A 20,694-nucleotide genomic window follows, 5' to 3' on the forward strand; every position below is an offset into this window, starting at 1 on the left:
TATATTAGTTTTTTCATATTATTAATTTAAGTGCATTCTCCTACATTTACAGATAAACTAAAATTGAGTTTATTACATCATCATCTATGAGTTTTTGGCATGATAGAAAAAATATCGTTGAATTCATTAAGGTTCTTTTACTACGTTGCAGAGCATAATAGTGTGACGCTTGCTTCTCAGAAACTGTTTGTGACACAAAGTGCAGTGAGCAAACAGATTAAGAATTTGGAAGATGCTTTAGGTGTATCTTTATTTAACCGAGTCAATAAGAAACTGGTACTCACAGCCAATGGCAATCTACTTTTTTCTTGTTGTCAGCAAATTTTTGCGAAATTAGATGACTGTCTTGTAGATCTAACGAGACAAGATCATCGAAAAAAGCAACTGGTACTCTCCTGTGAACCCACTATTTCAATGAAATGGTTAATACCACGTTTGGCTGAATTTAATTCATTAAACTATGGGTTTGAAATTGTATTACTGACGGGTGGCGGAATAGTAGACTTTCAAGGGAAATCTATCGATATTGCTTTGCGCAGAAATGATTTTGAATGGGACAAAAATATATTTCATGAGAAAATTATTGAAGAATACATAGTCGCTGTCCGCAACCCTAGAACTGAACCAACGAATACCCTATTACTGACTTCTTCTCGACCAAATTTTTGGCATCACATAAATAAATCTAAGTTAGTCAGTAGCGAGATTTTATCGTACGAGACTATGGTGTTAGAGCACTTTTACTTATGTATTGAGGGATGCTTAGCTGGTTTGGGAACCGCTATTGTTTCAATGTTTATGGTGGAAAAAGAACTTTCGCATCACTTTTTAGAATTAATCCATCCTCCAATGGCAGACAGCTCGTCTTATCATTTATTGTCTTATCACCCTTTTTACGAAGATGAGAGAAAGGTGGTGTTTAAAAATTGGCTGAAAAAAGAGATGCTGAATAGCAAAATGCAGTTTATGGAAACTTTGCAATGCGTATAGAAATTATATCGTGATATTTCGCCAATACTTGCATTTTGTTATAAGTAAAAAAATATATTGAGTAAGATGAACCGCCCCAACTTTATCGGAAACTTAATATTCCGAGAAAATTGACTATATGAGATTCAACCCTCTTCGAAAAGGTGCTCGGTATTACTCACTTTATGGATTTAGGCTATAGAACGCCAAGACAGATGTGGTTTGACTTTTATTATCAGGCTACGTAACTAAAATCTCCCAAGTGAATGTCTACAGATTTGACAGCATAGGTCACTTATCAACCTTTGAGAACACTCAATCCTCTCAAAGGTTTTTTGTTATCTATAGTTACTGATTCTACAAATTTCATGTTCACCATTATATAGTTGTTGTCTATAACAATAACTTAGCCATCACCATTTATCTATGAGGTCTGTCATGCGCAAAATTCCTGTCTACTCCCACCCTGCTGCTGGTTGGCCTGCGTTGTTTTCCTCTACTCGTAAACTGATGGACTATCAAACTTTTTTGCGTGGCAGTGTCAGCGTATTCAAAAGCAACCAACCTCAAGGCGGGTTTGATTGCCCAGGTTGTGCTTGGCCTGACCACAAATCACACAAAGCTATCGACGTCTGTGAAAATGGTATCAAAGTCATCGCTAGTGAAACCATGACCAAAAAAGCAGATGCCCAGTTCTTTGCGCGACACACCGTCACTGAACTACAAGGGTGGTCTGGCTATGAGCTAGAGCACAGTGGCCGCTTATCAGAGCCACTATATTATGATGCCGCGCAAGACCGATATGTAGCGATCTCTTGGGAGATGGCTTACCAACGTATCGCTGAGCAATTTAAACAGCTGAGCTCGCCAGATGAGGCGCTCTTTTATACCTCGGGCCGTGTTACCAACGAGCCAGCCTTTATGTATCAGCTATTCGTACGCTGTTTCGGTACTAACAACCTACCTGATTGCTCAAACATGTGTCACGAGCCAACCTCGGTCATGCTAGGTAGGCAGCTAGGTATTGGTAAAGCAACGGTCAAGTTAGAAGATTTTGAGCAAGCCAAACTTATCTTGATGTTTGGACAAAATCCAGCGACCAATCATCCGCGGATGCTTGAGATGCTCGCCCATGCTCACGAGCAAGGATGTCGAATTATTTCTATCAATCCCATGCGCGAACAAGGTCTAAGTAAATTTAGAAACCCGCAAAAACCCACACATATGGCAGCAGGCCAAAGTGATGAGATGGTCGATGAAGTCGTTCAACTTCAGATCGGTGGCGATGCGGCGTTATTGACAGGTATCGCCAAATGGCTGATTGAAAACGATAAAATCAACCACGATTTCATTACCACTCATACATCAGGTTTTGAGCCAATAAAACAGTGGTTGGCAGAGCAGTCATGGGCAGATATCGAGCTTGGTTGCGGTATTCTAGAAACAGACATTATAAATCTTGCCGAACTGGTTGCGGCTAGTCCTGCAACAATTTGCACATGGGGTATGGGCATCACTCAGCATGTGCAAGGTGATGACAATGTCGCGATGATTACCAATCTATTACTATTGATGGGAATGATTGGTATTGATGGCGCAGGCGCATCTCCTGTTCGTGGGCACTCTAATGTACAGGGCGATCGCACCATGGGTATCCATGAACGCCCTAGCAAAAGCTTACTAGACAGTCTCGAGCGTGTCTTTGAGCATCCTATGCCACAAGAGCATGGCTATGACGTGGTTACTGGGGCCAAAGCACTTATCGCTGGTAAATTAAAAATCTTTATGGGAATGGGTGGTAATTACGCTGTGGCAGCACCTGATACCAGCGCCATTGAACAAGCTTTAACCACAACTCAGCTTAATATATTCGTAGGCACTAAGCTAAATGAGACTATGCTATATCCGGGCGAAAATAATCTGATTTTACCGTGTTTAGGGCGTACTGAACGCATCGTTACGGCTAAAGGTGAGCAGTTTGCGACCATCGAAGATTCGATGTGTCAGGTAGTACCCACTCAAGGCACGCTCAAACCTGTCAGTGATACCTTGAAATCTGAATCACAGATTGTGGCAGACATAGCCACTCATGTGCTTGGCCCTGACTCTACCATTCCTTGGCAAGCCATGAGTGAGGATTTTGACATCGTTCGTGACTATGTTGCCCAAGCTATCGACGGTTTTGAAGGTTTTAATAATCGTATTCGCACTGCTGAACGTGGCTTTCATTTATATCATGCCGCTCGCCATCGTGTATGGAATACTGACAGTGGCAAAGCACAGTTTGAAGTACCACAATACCCAATTACTTATGTCGCCGCACAGATGGCAGAAACAACGTCACGTCTTGAAGACAATGCGAGAAAAGATGGCAGCGTTGATGATGGTCAAAATAATGGACAGAAGATTTGGCAATTGACCAGCGTCCGTAGCCATGATCAATTTAATACTATGATTTTCGGATTTGAAGATCGCTATCGTCAAACCAATCGCCGTGATGTTTTGTTTATGCATCCCGATGAAATTGGCCGCTTGGGCTGGCACGCAGGTGATAGTGTCATGGTATCTCGACAAGGCAACCCAAATGGCACTAGCCAGCCGCGTACACTAGGGCCACTGGTATTGACTGAAATGGACATTGCATCCAATGCTGTTGCCGCCTACTACCCTGAATGTAATGATTTATTTGACTTAGACACGCATGCGCCAGATTCACACATACCAGCGTATAAATCAACGACAGTCGTCTTACAACGGGTAAATGCAAGCATAGCTGAGCCTGTATGACGAATGGGGATTGGATCGTAAAATAATGACAACATACACAATAATATCGTCAAAAATAACATCGCCAAAATGATGTTGCTGACAAGACAATATAACGAACCATGATGACAACTGAAACCTATGTTAAAGAGCATGAGCACACCGGTGAACAGCAGCATGAAAACAATGTGTTTGAAAGCGTAAATACATCGATGACGCCATTGGTACGTACCCATTTATCGGAAAAGCATTACTATTCATCCGTTAGCAACAATGATGACAATACCTCTCAGGTACGTATTGATCGCCAACCAGCCAGTCTCGCCGTAGAAGCGGCGGTTGCCATCATTATCAATGGTATTCACTATGCGGTACTGATGGCCAGCCCGCATCAATTAGAGTATTTAGCTGTTGGGTTTTTATTTAGCGAAGGCCTGATCCAACATAGCCATGAGTTACTTGATTGGGACGTCACTCAGCTGACCGATACTGCAAGTTATCAACCCCTTACTCAAGAGTCAGCTGATCAAGGTCTGGAATCAGAAAGCCTTGAGCAAACCTTACAGCAGCTACAGGACTATGATATTTATATCGTGGATCTGGTATTGAACCAACGCTGCCATCAACGTATCCAAGCACAGAAACGTCAGCTCGCAGGGCGCACAGGTTGCGGTATGTGTGGTATCACTGGACTGGCACAAGCTTTGCCTGATTTGAGCACCTACACCCAAGATGACGTATCAAGTAGCTCAAATAAAAAGTCTTTAGCGCCAAGTCTAGATGACTTATTAAAAATGCGAAAACAAGTTGATGCCACACAACACACGCACCAACTGACAGGTGCCGTACACGCTGCGGCAACGATGCATCAGCAGCAATTATATCTATTCGAAGATGTAGGGCGCCATAATGCCCTCGATAAACTGATCGGCTGGCAACTACGACAGAAGATCAATGTCGACTGTGTGCTAATGACCTCACGCGTATCGATTGAGCTGGTACAAAAATCTATCCGTAGTCGCATACCTTGGCTGGTCGGCATGTCTGCGCCTACCAGTACGGCGGTACGTGTCGCTGAGCGTTATGGATTGGGGTTGGCGGGATTCTTACGTAACGATAGAGTGACTTACTACTCCGGTATTTGACGCATCATCAAGTATTTCTTAATCGAGGCTAATGCTTCGAACTAGTGAGTATACTTAATACTAAATCTACTCATATTAGCTTCTTGCAACACCTCTCAACACCACTTCTTCTACTAAACCTAGACCACCCACTAATGGCTTATCTTGGACGTTCCGACGCTCAAGGATAGGTCGTGTCCATATTTTAAAGGTATTAATAAAAATAGGATAAGTTGCCGTCAAACGAGAAAAGCAGCGCAGATAACATCAAGATATTAACTAGATTTCTGACGTTGTTTGGCTAGATTTAGCTACTTTTAGCCCAGTTAGGTGATAAGCAACTGAATTGAGGAAATACCTTCTTAATCTTGCATAACATTTGAGGTTGACGACATAATAGGTTACCCTAACCTCACGAACATGTTACATATACTTAACAGACCTGTAGTTTTATTTGTTAATACTAAGTTCACTGTGCTGATTATTCACACAGTACTGGATTTGGTATTTGAATTACAGGTGATGCATCAATGCGATAATTGAGTGAAAACCTCTTAACTATTGCTTATTACAGCTGATAAGGCTGTCTAAACCGAGATCAGGTCATGCCCTCATGGCTTAGTGCTCATTCGTAATTCTGCTATAGACGCTCATCATATGGGCTTTCTTTAGCACTCAGCTACCTTTGTGTATGCATATTAATAGCGTCATGGTTTATCCATGAACTGACGCCTATTGAGAGTAGCCCCTGTCATTTTGATTTAATACGATGTGAATCATAAAACAGCGGCACGACACTTAGTACTTGCTCAGCACTACAGTTGGTATTTTTGCTATTCATATTAGCCACATACATCCAGTATGAGGGCTTTTTAGGCTATGTCGTATGCTCAATAGTTTGGAATAGATAATTTTACTAAACTTTATTTACTTAAAACAATTGCGAGGTATACATTTGAAAACTGAGTCATTGTTCCAATTTTCATCATTAACCATTATTTTATTACTACTAGCTTTTTATGGCGGTACTTACCTACTTTCTTTGTTGATAAAGAAGGACAAAGAGACAACTTCTGGGTTTATGGTCGCAGGCCACGGTGTTGGCTTTGGTATGGGTGCGGCCAGTATGACCGCCACTTGGATTTGGGCGGCTTCATTTTATGCTGCTGCTACCTCTGGCTATAAATACGGTGTATCAGGTCCGATACATTATGGCTTCTGGGGCGCGTTGATGATTTTATTCATCTATCCTTTTGGTATGCGCTTTCGTGAGCTTGCGCCCAATGGCCACACGTTAGGTGAACTTATCCATGCCCGCCATGGTTCATCAAGCCAATTAATTTTAGCAATATCCAATATTATGGGCAGCTTAATTAGCTTGATGGTCAACTTTACTGCCGCTGGAGCATTGGTGTCAGTATTGTCACCATTATCGTTCCAAACCGGTGTGATGATCGCGGGTATCGGGGTATTGAGCTATACGTTAACGTCAGGCTTCCGTGCATCCGTGTTTACTGACTTCGCACAATTGGTCGCGTTGATGGCCATTGGTGTTGTCATTATCCCAGCGGTACTATTTGCGATGGGTGGACCTGAAGTCATGGTTGAAGGACTATCAAATCTAACATTAGAGCAACAAAACTTCTTTTCTTCTGAAGCATTCTTTCAGCAAGGCGCACCTTATTTCGTTGCGGTATTGGCTTATGCGATCGGTAACCAAACCATTACTCAGCGTTTATTTGCGATTGATAAAACTAAAATCAAAGCCACCTTTGTCACAGCCACCGTCGGCTATGCGGGCATTGTCATTGGTCTCGGTATGATTGGATTGATGGCTGTCACCATCGGTATCGAACCACTCGATGGCAATATGAATAACCTGATTCCACAGATGGTCAGCACTTATCTGCATCCTGTCTTTATCGCCTTATTCTTTATCTTAGTGATTGGTTCATTGTCATCGACTGCTGATTCCGATTTATCAGCACTATCGACGATTATGATGGCAGATGTATATGGTAAAAACATCGCCAAAAAAGGTCATATTAAACCAAAAACCATGATGCTTGTCGGTCGTGGCACGATGATTGTCGCGACAGCAGCTGGACTGATTTTTGCCAGCTTTAAGCTCGATATTTTAGTGATGCTAGTCTTCGTTGGTGCATTGTGGGGAGCCATCGTATTCCCTGTCATTGCCAGTGTGTTCTGGAATCGCGTGACCAATACCGCTTTTACCTCAGCCGTCATCGTCGGACTCCTCCTATTCTGTGTCGCACGCTTTGAATTGTTGCCAATTACAGGTTTCACTGCCCTATTCTTCGAGATATTGGCCAGTGTCGGTGGTGCTGTCGTGATTGGTCTGATGGTCTTTGGCTTCTTAGGTCGTAAGATTGGCATGGGAGCCGCTGCTATCACGCTCGTACTGATGCTAATCTTTGCCACTGGCTTCCTACGTCAGTACATGGTCTTACTCGCCTCACTGACCGCTTATGGCGCTAGTACTATCGTCTGTGTGATAGTCAGCCTGATGGGTGACGAACATTTTGACTTTGACTTAATTAAGCAACGTGTGGGTGACTACGATAATAAGCCTGATACACCAAAAATTTAAATTGTCTTAACTGAAATTATTTAACGCAAACAGCGGTTGGTCAGTTTGTTATCGCATCATGAAACTGATCATCCGACAATTATTAAAAAAGACTATAAGGAGATAGTATGGATAACGTCTTTATCTACGGCTCATATATTTTGATTTGGCCAGTGATTACGCTAGGCGTGCTGATATTAATTTGCACCGCAACTTATCGTGATATTAAAAAAGCAAAACGTGATAACAAGGATATTGTTTAGCGTATCATTGCCATTATTTTCAGAAAACATCACTGAACACTAGCTTGGTGATAGCGTTATAAAGCCTATTAATCGTATAAATAACTCTAAATCAGGGTTATTTATAGATAAGGTAGCAAATAACCTGTTTTTAATGAAAAAAGGGCTTGTAATTTATTATATTTTTGCTAATATAGGCGACCTTGATTGGCTGGATGGCAGAGTGGTCATGCAGCGGACTGCAACTCCGTTAACGCCGGTTCGATTCCGACTCCAGCCTCCAATTATTTATTAACTTTACGTTAATTTAAGCTTGCATTATTATCATAACTGACTATAATAGCGAGCACTTATCTAGTAACTAGATGGTCTATCAGCTAGCTTACATATTAGATAAAACAAGTTTTGCCCGGGTGGTGAAATTGGTAGACACAAGGGATTTAAAATCCCTCGCTAGCAATAGCGTGCCGGTTCAAGTCCGGCTCCGGGTACCATTACATTAAAAGGCTTCCAAGCAATTGGAAGCCTTTTTCTTATGCCTTGATATTTCTTATTAAACTGAATCTCTTCTTTAAATTCCCACTTCCTAGATGGTCTACAGTAATAATTTCATATATATCTTTTTAGAACAACCACTTTTCTCTACATATCATATGCTACCAGCAGTAGATTTTATTGTCTTCTGTTTGCATGGCAGAGTCAGTAAGTAAGAACTCATACAAACAATACTGTATCGGTTTTAAAGTTATTAAATTATAGTTTAAGTCCATTACTTAAAATCAGTATTAACCTCATAGGTCTTCTAGCCACTTCCCTACTTATATTATTTACTCTTCAGATCAGGGATCTATAGTAGATAACTACTAACTATTATAAGCCACTACCGCCCAAGCAAATAAACCAGCATTAATAAGTATGATACATACCCACCTGACATTAACTTCCCAATTGCTACCTTCAAAGGCTAATTTGGCTTCATCAGTTATAGGCTGTATCGGATAAGGATTGTCTTGACCGTTCCAAGTTAAAAGCTTCTGCACGTCAGGATGTAAGATGGCTCGCTTGGTACATTGATAATGATTTGCCTGAAATAGATTACCCAAAGCTATTATTGAGCCTATTATAAAGACCATGATCTGGTCACCGCCAGAATGATCGCTAGGCAGTATGCCGTTTTTGCGAAAGACAATATCAGCGCAAGCAAATAGTGAACCACTTGTATCAGCTGGATAAGCTTCACAGAACTGAGCGTCTATTGGCAACTCATCCGCAGGGCTTTCCATATAGGTACGGATAAATGCCCATTGTACGCGTGGGTTTACTCTATAATCTTCTAGCTTGAGATGATGGGTGATATCGCCAGTCTTAGGATCGGCGACATATAGATTGAGCGGTGTATAGGCTCGATTGTACGGATCTTGATGAAGGTCTGGATGTACGTCTTTGTAGTCGACTATTTTAAGCTCATAAGGCTGTCTAAACTTCCTTAGCGGACGATAGTAGTAGGCAATTTTTTGTTCTTTTTTCAAAAAGTAGTACTGGGTACGAATAGAGTATTTTCTAATAAATTGATAGATGAGTAATATTAGTGGTGTGCAAAACACTATAAACATTAATAGTAATATAAAAATATCTAACAAAAATAGAGGCACATTAGAAATTTCTAAACGAAACACTTCATTAATAGAAACAATAAAAAACATAAAAGAAGAAAAGTAAACCCAGCCCATAGCAAAGTAAAACATCCAAAAGTACGCTGGTAGGAAGGTCAGATAATCAGGATTAACATCATGAATTTCTTTATTAAGATGTTCAATATCTTCAGTATTCTTTAATAAGCTTTTGTCTATACTGGCGGTATAAGGACGCTCAAGTGGATCGTTAAGCTCACTGATATGCTGGGCAAAGTCGTCGCGTAGTTGCATTTACCGCCTTCTTATTTTTATTTAAACTATCTCACACATCAATGAATCCGTGCATTAATGATAGCGCTATATTAACTACCTGTACCTGCTCTTTTTGCTAAAAGCATAAAAAGCGTACTACCAAAGAACCAAAAAAAACCTAAACCAAGAGATACGACATTTAAAACTAACCATTTATAATTGTTTTTGATTAGTAAAAGGGCTGTTTCTTCATTGAGGTTAGGGTACATCGAGCCTTTTCCTTTCTTAAACATTGGAAAGTAACCCTTTCTTTTATATATGAGATGATATTGATAAAATATAACATTAGCTATTGAAGTCATAAATATTGTTTCATACATATTTAATTTTTTTCTATAGTGACTTTCATAGCCATAAAGATATTTATATATAGACTGCAAATTCTTTTGCGTGTAATTGATTACCATTTGATGTGAAATCATCCAAATTATAATATCTCCCAGCCATGATATAATGGCAACCCACTCTATAATATTCTTCCGGTCCATTATATTCTCTTATTCACCGAATATCTAACTACCTACTCGCTTCGCCCACATCATGAAAAAACCGCTTCCAAATAACCAAAAAAAACCAAGCAATAAAGATATGAAGTTCAAAACCAACCATTTATAGTGTTTCTTAACTAATAAAAGTGCATTTTTTTCGTCTAAATTAGCATGCATCACACTAGTACCACCCTTAAACATTGGCAGATACCCTTTTCTTTTATATACAAAGTGGTACTGTACAAAAATAGGGCTAGCTATAAAGGTCATAAAAAACATGTCATACATATTTAGCTTACCTTCGTAAAAGTATTCATCTCCATAAAGGTAATAACACAACGACCTTAAATTCTTTTGTGTATAACGGATTACAAGTTGTTGCGATATCAACCAAATAATTATACCTACAACAAAAATAAGAACGCTAATATCTGCTAAAAGGTCATAAGTAATCATAGTTCATTCACCCCATCTCCGATTCGTTCTCCAGCGAACTCTCCAATTTCACCCCCTGCCAAACCGCCAACTGTACCACCTATAACTGCTCCAGCACCCAATACAACAAAGCCTAATCCAGCAGTACTTACTCCAAAAACTATTGCTAAAATGCAATCCCTACCATAGCACCATAATATCCTTCATGGACACTACCACCAAATTCAAGGGTTCCTGTCACAGTTGTTTTTAACTGTGAGTGATATCTGACTGTTGATATCAGTGAGTTGTCCAGTAGGATCGTACTGGTGCTGAGATCCAACGACGATATAATCGTTGTAGCTACTATTTTGGTTGGTGAGTCGCCCCATGGAGTCATAGGTGTAGACACTGTCAGGAACACCTTGTTAACAGATGGCCCTGACATGGATTTTGTTACGCTAATTATGGCATATCTCAATATGCTGATCGGTACTTTGGTAATATAGGCTTTGGTCGTAGAGAGCTTTTGTGAAATACTAAAGAATGAGTCGGTATATAACCATCTGTATAAAACTAAGCTCCATACTACTTGCAATATTATTGGCTATATTGAGCTGTATGACGATCATACTAGAATCCAAAAGGTTTTAGATTCTAAATAACCAAAACATGTCTGGTTTGGTTTTTGTTATCAATCAGAATAGCTAAAAATTATCAATTTTCTTATAACGATAGGGGTTAATATTCTACTTTAAGCCCATATCATATAATTAACTTGGATGATATTTTTCTAACTCATAGCTGTATACTACAGTAAATATAAAAAACGAATAAAAACTTAATAAGCATAACATCAGAAAAGATGCATACATAAAACATGCTAAAAACCTACTAAAAAAGTAAATCATGATAGAGCTAAAAATAACACCTAATATTACGTACCATAGGTTTTTATTGAAAAAAATATTTTTTCTATAGAATAAAGATGGCAGATAATTTTTGTTAAAGTCACTGTCTTTCATATAATCAAAATCGATCTTTCTTATAATAAAATACACATATGCTGTTGTAGAAAAAATAGAGACTAAAATAACAAATTTTATTAAGTAGTAGTTGATGTCTGTAAAGCTCAGACCAAACAAAATTATATGATAAACAAATAAAAATACAAACAAGCTATACATTAATATTTTTTTATAAAATTCATTTTTATTTATATATAACCCTATTGCCAAGGTGGTAATAATTAATAAATCTATATAATAGTTATATATGCTAATTTCATATATATCGTAAATCATATAACCTATCAAAATAATAAGAGTACTCATAACAAGTATGGTTTTAGAGTACAATTCGGTTATCACAGATATCCGATATTTTTTTTGATTAATCATAATATTCTAACAAGCCTTACAAAAATTATAGTGATAGCGCACCATATTACCCTCTGCATCAATGATCTGCTATACACGCTGCTTATCATTGTATAGATATTGGGTTTGATAGCTCCTATAATCTGTCATAAATCTTCATTGAGTATTATCTTCTTATCACACAACCCTTCATCTAGCCCTCTAACCTCAGTATGAGTATCATAAATATCGATTTCGTAGCTACAAAAACCTTCATCTGTCTCAGAGACCTTAAAAAATTTTCCTTGGTTTTGGTACAAAAGCTTTCCGTCAATACCCTCATCGGTAACATGCCACATAATATCAATATTAACTAGAAAATCCGCTAATAGAGCATAGTCACTAACATAATAAAGATCTTTTTCATTCACATCTAAAACGATACGTTTTTCCGACTCCATCTCTTCTAAGGTAATCTCAGCATCACTATCTTCGGTCTCAAACTTCGAAGTATAAAGCGTAAAGCTTGTTTTATTATTCAAAAAAATCTTGTTTGAATAATTTGCATGCATACATCCTGATAGGCTACTTATAGCAAATAATATATTTGGAATTACTATGTATTTTATTAACTTTTTCTTTAAATGCATTATGATTCCTGTTTATTCTATAAATAACATACATGGTTCTGTTTAGAAAAAGGTAAATCAGATTTTGGTGTAGAATCTAATATTTTCAATATCAGATATTCGGTGACATATGTTGCAGGATAATATCTTTCAAACAAATCTATACCTATTTGCATGGCTGTAATATCGTCTTTAGTATCTGCTTTAAGCTCCATATCTTTGAAAACTTTTTCACCATTTTTAACCTTCATCACCTCATCAATTGCTTCCTTACCAAATTGTTGTAGATAAGAACCCGTTAGCAAAGTATTTGCGTCAAAACCTACATACCTGCCTACATAGCCATAATGAATGTTTGACCAAACATCATAAAAATAATCGTAATTTTTATATTTATGAAAAAATGACTCGGACATTCTACCCGATTCAAGTTTTCTCTGAACAGCTATATATTTAAGATTTGAATGATCTTTAATTTTAGGCTTATGATCCCATGGTTTTCCGGGGGCAACTTGCACATACCAATTATAAAACCCTAAAGATTTTCTCGCTGCTATTATAGATGATAACTGAGACTTTATTTTTGCAGCCTCACTAGATCTAACGTTTTTCTGTATTTCTTTAACAATATATTCCGCTACTTGAATTGCACCATCAGGATACTTGCAGGTCTGGGCATTCACTTTTCTTTGGGCTTCTCGATTATCTATAGTTACTTCAACTGTAGACCTAATACGAAGCTGATTGACATTATTATTTATAATCTGAGCTTTACTGCTACTTGAAGCATTTAGAATACCCTCATCTACTTTTAACTCTCCAATAAATAGTTTATAACTTATAATTATTTTATTGACATCTACCTTACCGCTATCGTAGCTGAAATCTATTCTTTTGATTCCTTTATTGCCCACTATATCCTTGGCACTTATTAGTCCAATAATTGGATTTTTAGAAAGTATAGCATTACTATTGATTTTTATTTCATACCTACATCTTGTTACGAAAACACCGCCTGAAATAGATAAGTGAATATATCCTGTGTTCTTAGCCATTATCTTGTCCCTCTACAACATGTATTTCAATATTTTCTGGTTCTTCAGTAATAAACTGCTCGGTATAGCCTAAATTATCTGTTTTACCTGTTATCATTTCCTCAGTCGTATGGTTATAGGCAATATAGTCACGGTTTCTAAGAATATTACCTTGCTTATCTTTAATCTCATATTTCAAATAAAACTTCTCGCCTTCTATTATCTTTGCCTGTCTAAGAACAATAGCTTTGGCAATACTCCCACCCCCACTGCCCCGATCCACCTTACTCGCCTTATAGCCCACTTGAGCAGGCGTGATAAATGTCACATTACCACCTGTTATCTCAATACCACTACCCGCTGATTTTAGGGTCAGCGTATCAGGTGCGATGATCTCAATACTGTCTCGGCTATGGATGCGTAATACTTGCTCACTATCGAGTCGCATCTCACTTTGATGCGCTTGTATGGTCACATCACCATGAGCCGCGGTATGGGTTTGCGCTTTGTTTGAATAGTAGTGAATATCCCCTGCTGCCAGCTGATTCATCTGCGTTTGACTGTGATAATGGGTGCTATCGGTGGCGTGGCTATGTGTGCTCTGGGTACTGGTATGTTGGCTGTGTTGTCCTGTGAGCATGGCAAGGTGGCGCTGAGAGTCGATCAGCAGATTGGCTTGTTGCCATTGACCTGCTTCATCTAGCGCACTGTCATTGGTGTCTTCGCTAAATTGACCGAATGCGGTTTGTTGTTCTCCTCCTTTGCTACTGCTTTGACTGCTGCCATCTATACCGACAGGTTGATGGGTTTCTGCTAGGCTTTGATAGGCTATTTGATGTTGGTCAGCAATTTGCAGTTTGCTATGACTGTCATGGCTCATGTGAGGGTTTGATGAGGGGTCTGACTGGCTGCTGCTGATATGAATGCCTGTGCTGCCTTGAATATTGGCAGCGGCTCCAGTTTCGATACTGATACCTTGTCCACGTGCTTGACCACGGGTATGGTCAGTGTGTTGGTAGAGATGGCCAATGGTTAGGCTGGACTGGTAGCTACTGCTATAGACGTTGATCTGTGAACTCTCAGGATGGGCGTCAAACATGAGCTGGTTATAGCCATTAGTGATGCTGTCTTTGGTGGCGTTCCCTGTACGACTGCTGTCGATGCTTTGGGTTTTGATTCCGTCTATGGGGTAAGCATGGCTTTGGTTGATGAACCAAGCTGGACTGGTGGCGTCGATGCTACCTGAGTCACTGACGATGCTATTGTGCTGAGCGTCAGAATTGCCTTGTCCGTTATGGGTGCTGCCTATGATGATGGGATGGGTTAAGTCACCACCGATGAAGTCGATGAGTACATGCTGTCCATGACGTAAGGGGTGGGTCTGTCCCATGTGATCGGCGACGAGGTGACTGGCGATGGGTATCCAGTGGGCATCATCATGACTATTGTCGCTATTATTATCGCTGCCATTACTGCCATCAGATTGCCAGTGATATCTGATATGGGCACGGTGGTTACGGTCATGGGTGATGGCGCTGCTGTCTGTGTCTATGATGCTGGCACTCATGAGACCTGTCAGACTCGGATGTGGCTGTCCAAGCTCGCTCAGTTGTTGACCAAAAGGAATATGGTGATGATGTGGAAACGGTAGATAGCAGGCATTGATGTGATGGACGTTGTTGTCGCCGTTGTTATCATCATTGTCATAATTGGCATGGTTCGTATTGGGCTGCAAGGTAATAGGGTCAAAGGCGACTGCGCCCAACCAATCTGCAGGTATGTGGTTATTAATGTGCTGATGAATAGAGACGAGACTGATCGGGTCGGTCAAATAAGGGTTGCCATCGATATAGTGGGCGCTTGGCAAGTTCAGATGACGGATGTTGCCGGTTAGACGACCAAGGTTGGCAAGTTGCTGTGCGTGCTGCTGATAGCGGGTGGCAAGCGCGGTGAGTCCGTCGTCATTTAGGTGGCTATAACTGTGCAAGAAGCGACTGTGAACATTGGGGCTGTCCGCGTCAATAGGTTGTTCACTGGTGCTACTGCCAGTATACGTGCCAATTAAGCGGTTGTCGTAACGATATAGTTCACTCTGCTGAGTATGTTGTGCAACTTGCGGACGAATAGCGGTGATGCGATCTTGTCTGTCAGCGAGGTTAGCAGGGTTTTGACTCAAGATGCTTTGAATGTCATTGGCATCAGGACGCAGTATTTCACCATCATGGGGTAGTAGCACCAGCGTGTGGCTGTCCGCTTCATGACGGTAATAGCCAGTGATACCATAAAGAGTGAGATACTGCGTTAAGTAAGCGAGATCGGTTTGGTTATATTGCACGCTGTGCTGAATATGATAGTTACTGTCATCACTGAGACGTTCGTCAATCTCAACATTCATATCGTATGGACTGAGAATATCGGTGATCAACTCGCTTAGACTGAGATGATGATGGCGGCGGTTATGACTAGATAGGCGTAATTGATTCAGAGCGGGTTCGCAGATGATACGATAGGCCGCCATACCGCTGTTACTACCTAGAGCGACAACTTCGGTGATGATACCATGACGGATCTGACTGGTTAACAGCGCGTCGCCTGTATGCCAGTGAATAGATAGACTCTGCCCTATCCAATCTTTGGTAGCCAGTCCTGCTTGCGGATGCAATAGCGTAATACTGATACGGTAGCCGCAATAGAGCGCAAGTTGACGCTGCTGATAGGATTGCGCGCGTTGATCTTGATGATAAGGGCTTGGGTAAGCATCGGGCGTTGGCATCAGCGCGGGCTTACTCCACACGCTATCAGGCAGCGGCAAACCAAGCAAGCTCTCTATAAGGTCAGCTTGTTGAATAAGGCTAGTAGCAATATCAGGATGGGCACTACTAATTTGCAGATGCCGCTTCGTTTGAGTCCATACCATGACAAGCCCTTCTATATCAGTCCAAAGGTGTAAACATATATTAAAAATGGCACACAGATTGCCAGTTAAGCCGCAGCCAAATTGACTATTTAGTTATAACTGTTTTCTTAGCTATAACTGTCATCAGATGAGTCACGTTTTGGCTGAATCCCAATCATGTCTGAAAGATTAGCAAGCTGGTCTTCATTTTTGATGATATGTGTGAGCCATTGATCTAGTGGCATATCAGCCCAATTAATCGCCCGTCCGAGTAAAAATGTCACTGGACTGTGCGGCTCATTGGTCGCAAAGTAGTCTTGGATTTGACCTAATAACTTAAGCGCTTGCCGGCGATTGCTTTGATGATCGCGATTGTTCGGATTAAAGCTGGTTGATGCGCTTGTTTTTGCGCCAGTTACTTGTCCATCATTTAGCACTGCATTCTCAGTAGAAAAACCTTCTTCCATATCGTCAATACCTTCTTGACTATTACTGTCTACCATATCAGCCTGCTCTGGTATCAATGAGTGCAGGTGTTGCTTCAGTCCAGCCAACAGCTCTGTCACTGGCGCGAAGACAGGCGCATCGATACCCATGAGATCATTAAGCTGGTCAGATAATGCTTGCCACTGCTCAGTAACGGTACTCAGAGTCGTCATCAATGCGCGTTGCCATGATTCGCTACTGCTTTTGATGGCTTGGTTATAATCACTCAGCGTCAATTGGCTGGACGATTCGCTATCAGGATTTTGCTGACGCTGCTTGTCATGGTCACGAGCGGTTAGATAATAGTTATAATTATATTTTTCTGTCTTTGTATCAGAGAGTGATAGCTGTTTTAGGTCATCAGTGAGCGCTTTTACAAACCATGACAATAGCCCTGCCCTAATATCCATGCTGTCTTCTTCACCATCTAATGGTGGATACATGGTGAGCCAGTATTCGTCATTGAATGCTTGCAATACGCTTAGCCCATGACTAATACCTGCCAGATGATCTGTATGACTCAAGGCATCAACGTACCAAAGCGCCAACTTCATGTCCTTACTAGTATGGCTCAGCAACTCTGCACATTGGTTTTTGACAAAATCCCAATCAGCGACTTTTAATTCAGTGACCCAGTTGCCTTGTGCCAGCATTGGATCGTCCTCTTGACGAGCAGCAACGATGGCATCAATACGTAAATCAAAAGTCAGGTCTTCGCCGACACCATGATGACTGCCATCAATAGGAGCGATAAGGGCATCTATATTGGTGGCTAAAGAGTTATCAGTGTTCATTATAGTAATTCCTCTTTAACAGGTTTTTTGCGTGCTGTTTTTTTAACTGTTGGCTTTTTAGCAGCAGGCTTTTTGGCTGAAACTGGTTTGCTTGCCGACTTTTTAACCTTATCCTCACTTTCACTTTCACTTTCACTTTCACTTTCACTGTATTGCGCCATTTGATTCAGTGGCACAACCGCATCGGTATCAAGACGATACGCAAAATTATCTTCATCATCGACGAATACAGTAATTTTCTTTAGCACACTCTGACTGTCATCGTGAGCAAGTAGCTGACCTGCCAGCTGCGGTAGCAAGGTATGACTGATGATGGCATCGGCATTACGTGCACCAGAGTCGACCTCATGACAACGCGATAAAATGAGCTCAATGACCTCAGAATCAATGACACAAGGCACATCATAATTGTCACGAATGCGGCCAGTTATTTTGTCCAGTTTCAGGCGAATGATTTCTGCCAGTGCGTCATCCGTCAATGGATAATAAGGAATGACCGTTAGACGACCCAAAAAGGCAGGCTTAAATGATTTATATAAATGCGGATTGATCACCTGTTTTAGGCTATCGCTGTCTGGTAAGCTAAAATCAGTGACGGCTGGATCAGTATTGATGCACGCTTGCATAATCTGCGATGAACCAACATTACTGGTCAATAAGATCAGGGTATTTTTGAAATCAATTAAACGCCCTTCGCTGTCTTCCATGACTCCTTTGTCAAAGACTTGATAAAACAAATCCAATACGTCTGGATGGGCTTTTTCGACTTCGTCGAGCAAGAGCACACTATAAGGGCGACGGCGAATAGCCTCCGTTAGCACACCACCTTCACCATAACCAACATAACCTGGAGGCGAGCCTTTTAAGGAGGCAACACTATGCGCTTCCTGATACTCTGATAGATTGATGGTAATAAGATTACGCTCACCACCATACAATACCTCTGATAGCGCCAATGCAGTTTCTGTCTTACCCACACCACTTGGCCCGACGAGCATGAACACCCCTTGCGGGCGATTGGGATCGTCTAACCGTGCTTTTGCAGTATGAATCCGCTTGACGATGGCAGCCACAGAATGGTCTTGGCCAATCACGCGCGTCTGTAAGGTGTCAGCCAAATTCAAGATATGGTCTTTTTCATTTCCTGCCATATCGTTGAGTGGAATCCCTGTCCAATCCGAGATAATTTGCTTAATAACTTGTCTGTCTAATACAGGATGAATGAGGCGATGTGTCTCTTGTATTTGTTTTAGCGACTGCTCAATGCTTTGGTACTCAGACTGTTTGTCTAAGCGCTCTGTTGCACTGAGCGTATCAGCACCATCAGCCTTGCCATTCAACTGCTGATTGAGTGCATCAAGCTGATCATTAAGCTCACGCTGTTCATGCCAGCGATTGGTCATATCAGCGATGCTTTGCTGATTGGTTTGACGCTGCTCATCAAGCACGGCAATTTTTTGGCTGACTTTTTCTTTTTCGTCCACGCCGCCGATACGCTCAAGCTGTTGACTGAGATTATTGATATGCTGCTCTAGTTGCACACCTTTGGCTTGTAATCTATCCAGCTGATTGGGCATGGCGGTTTTCGATAAGCTCACCCGAGCGGCCGCCGTATCTAATACGCTGACCGCCTTATCAGGCAGTTGTCGATCACTGATATAACGTGCTGACAGCTCAACGGCTGCTTGTAGCGCATCGTCATCTATCAATATGCCAAAGTGCGCCTGCATCTTGGCACTCAAACCACGAATCATCGCCACTGCCGTATCGATATCAGGCTCATCAACTTTGACCACTTGGAAGCGACGTGACAATGCAGCGTCTTTTTCAAAGTACTTCTTATATTCTGACCACGTCGTCGCAGCAATGGTTCTGAGCTCACCACGAGCCAGCGCAGGCTTCAGCAAATTCGCCGCGTCGTTTTGACCCGCTTGCCCACCAGCGCCAATCAAGGTATGCGCTTCATCGATGAACAATATAATCGGCTGTACCGAGGCTTGTACTTCTTCGATGACTTGCTTTAGCCGGTTTTCAAATTCACCTTTGACACTCGCACCAGCTTGCAATAGTCCCATGTCGAGACTACGTATCGTCACGTCTTTAAGCTGATCAGGTACTTGACCGGCAACTATCTTCTGCGCCAATCCCTCTACCACAGCAGTTTTACCTACACCTGCCTCACCCGTCAAAATTGGATTGTTTTGACGACGACGAATCAAAATATCGATCAGCTGATGAATTTCAAACTCACGGCCTATCACTGGATCTATTTGCTCTGCACTGGCCTTTGCGGTCAAATCATAAGTATATTTATCCAATGCAGGGGTTGGCTTAGCTTCAGTTTGCATAGCGTCTAAAGATTCTTGATTGTTAGTATCATTGTCTATACCATCATCAGCACCCTTATTGACGTCTTTATTATTGATACTTTTATTACTGCTTGATCCACTACCCTCGGTACTACCAAGACACTGACGCTCATAATCATCTTTTAGGGTAAAACGATCAATATACTGTAGCGGTTCAGGTAGGGTTTTGAGCAGCGATTGATACTGCTCATAAGCCAGTAGCACAAGCAGTATGTGTCCAGAGCGGATTTCGAGTGGGCTGTTACTGTCATTACTTTGGCTATGTTGGCTACTGGCTAGCTCCCACGCATCTTCTAACAACGCCATCAACCCTTGACTAAACACAGGGGTCGAGCCTGTTGCCTGATCAAAGGTGTTTAGTAAATCTGTTAAGTCTGCAAGCAGCGATTGCTGATTAATCTTATTGAACTTGAGTATTTGAGCCACATCATTGTGCGGCGTCGCAATCAACTCATGCAATAGATGGACAGTATCGACTTCACGATGCCCATTATTTATACAAAGCCTAGCTGCCTGCTGCAAACACTGTCGGCAGCTCGGGCTCAAGCGGGTAATTACAGCTTTTAACTGGCTCATAAACCTTTTCCTT

Annotated in this window: 13 protein-coding genes and 2 tRNA genes; 7 read left to right on the forward strand and 8 right to left on the reverse strand. The window is 41.1% G+C overall.

From position 1 onward, the window contains the following. Positions 1-99 precede the first annotated feature (99 nt). From I6E61_RS07080 to I6E61_RS07105, 7 genes are all read left to right on the forward strand, one after another. Positions 100-990, forward strand: coding sequence for a LysR family transcriptional regulator (locus tag I6E61_RS07080; protein ID WP_197132229.1), 891 nt, complete (start codon positions 100-102; stop codon positions 988-990). 417 nt (positions 991-1,407) lie between these two features. Then, complete coding sequence (locus I6E61_RS07085) at positions 1,408-3,756, forward strand: FdhF/YdeP family oxidoreductase (protein ID WP_197132233.1); 2,349 nt, start codon at positions 1,408-1,410, stop codon at positions 3,754-3,756. A 104-nt stretch (positions 3,757-3,860) separates the two neighbouring features. Then, positions 3,861-4,880: a formate dehydrogenase accessory sulfurtransferase FdhD gene (gene fdhD / locus I6E61_RS07090; RefSeq protein WP_197132236.1), complete on the forward strand. Its 1,020-nt coding sequence runs from the start codon at positions 3,861-3,863 to the stop codon at positions 4,878-4,880. A 949-nt stretch (positions 4,881-5,829) separates the two neighbouring features. Beyond that, entirely contained in the window at positions 5,830-7,470 is a 1,641-nt protein-coding gene (locus I6E61_RS07095) for a sodium:solute symporter family protein (RefSeq protein WP_197133194.1), read from the forward strand. A gap of 107 nt (positions 7,471-7,577) precedes the next feature. Further along, positions 7,578-7,712, forward strand: coding sequence for a putative transporter small subunit (locus tag I6E61_RS14200; RefSeq protein WP_220034714.1), 135 nt, complete (start codon positions 7,578-7,580; stop codon positions 7,710-7,712). 188 nt (positions 7,713-7,900) lie between these two features. Then, positions 7,901-7,974, forward strand: a tRNA-Cys gene (locus tag I6E61_RS07100). A 124-nt stretch (positions 7,975-8,098) separates the two neighbouring features. Next, positions 8,099-8,185 (forward strand) — tRNA-Leu (locus tag I6E61_RS07105). A gap of 369 nt (positions 8,186-8,554) precedes the next feature. On the opposite strand, the gene I6E61_RS07110 is transcribed toward I6E61_RS07105, so the two are convergent. The 8 genes from I6E61_RS07110 to tssH form a co-directional block, all read right to left on the reverse strand. Further along, complete coding sequence (locus I6E61_RS07110; RefSeq protein WP_197132239.1) at positions 8,555-9,616, reverse strand: DUF6708 domain-containing protein; 1,062 nt, start codon at positions 9,614-9,616, stop codon at positions 8,555-8,557. A gap of 71 nt (positions 9,617-9,687) precedes the next feature. Further along, complete coding sequence (locus I6E61_RS07115; RefSeq protein ID WP_197132242.1) at positions 9,688-10,125, reverse strand: hypothetical protein; 438 nt, start codon at positions 10,123-10,125, stop codon at positions 9,688-9,690. Positions 10,126-10,149: 24 nt separating this feature from the next. Then, positions 10,150-10,581 carry a hypothetical protein gene (locus tag I6E61_RS07120; protein WP_194197080.1) on the reverse strand — a complete coding sequence of 144 codons (432 nt, stop codon included), beginning with the start codon at positions 10,579-10,581 and terminating at the stop codon, positions 10,150-10,152. Positions 10,582-12,064: 1,483 nt separating this feature from the next. Next, positions 12,065-12,547 carry a hypothetical protein gene (locus I6E61_RS07125; protein ID WP_197132245.1) on the reverse strand — a complete coding sequence of 161 codons (483 nt, stop codon included), beginning with the start codon at positions 12,545-12,547 and terminating at the stop codon, positions 12,065-12,067. Between the two features lie 17 nt (positions 12,548-12,564). Beyond that, complete coding sequence (locus I6E61_RS07130) at positions 12,565-13,581, reverse strand: polymorphic toxin type 44 domain-containing protein (RefSeq protein ID WP_197132248.1); 1,017 nt, start codon at positions 13,579-13,581, stop codon at positions 12,565-12,567. Then, a complete protein-coding gene (locus tag I6E61_RS07135; protein ID WP_197132251.1) occupies positions 13,574-16,477 on the reverse strand; it encodes a contractile injection system protein, VgrG/Pvc8 family in 2,904 nt (967 codons plus the stop codon). Before I6E61_RS07135 ends, I6E61_RS07130 begins: the two co-directional genes overlap by 8 nt. A 107-nt stretch (positions 16,478-16,584) precedes the next feature. After that, positions 16,585-17,736 carry a type VI secretion system protein TssA gene (tssA, locus tag I6E61_RS07140; protein WP_197132264.1) on the reverse strand — a complete coding sequence of 384 codons (1,152 nt, stop codon included), beginning with the start codon at positions 17,734-17,736 and terminating at the stop codon, positions 16,585-16,587. Next, positions 17,736-20,681: a type VI secretion system ATPase TssH gene (tssH, locus tag I6E61_RS07145; RefSeq protein ID WP_197132267.1), complete on the reverse strand. Its 2,946-nt coding sequence runs from the start codon at positions 20,679-20,681 to the stop codon at positions 17,736-17,738. Before tssH ends, tssA begins: the two co-directional genes overlap by 1 nt. Positions 20,682-20,694 lie beyond the last annotated feature (13 nt).

It is taken from the genome of Psychrobacter sp. NZS113 (genome assembly GCF_015864825.1).
Lineage (GTDB): Bacteria > Pseudomonadota > Gammaproteobacteria > Pseudomonadales > Moraxellaceae > Psychrobacter.